Here is a 228-nt window from a genome sequence, read left to right on the forward strand (position 1 = left end):
GGCGGTCTTGCCGACCTGGCTCTCGTCCACGGCCTTCATGATGCCGTGCTCCATCAGCATGTCCTCGAGCTCGTCCATCGTGATGGGGGTCGGGATGATGCCGTTGCCCTTGTTGGCGTGAACCTTCTCGGCCAGGTTCCGGTAGTGCTGGGCCTGAACCGAATCGGGCGCATACTCGATCACGGTCATGCGGCGCAGCTCGGCGTGCTGCACGATGTTGTCGCGCGG

The 228-nt window shown here is 64.0% G+C and carries 1 pseudogene; it reads right to left on the minus strand.

Annotated features, from left to right (window positions below):
- Window positions 1-228, minus strand: a pseudogene (nifH, locus tag V5F48_RS25190) (nitrogenase reductase); the annotation flags it as partial.

This window comes from Xanthobacter autotrophicus ATCC 700552 (genome assembly GCF_043194565.1).
GTDB lineage: Bacteria > Pseudomonadota > Alphaproteobacteria > Rhizobiales > Xanthobacteraceae > Xanthobacter > Xanthobacter autotrophicus_F.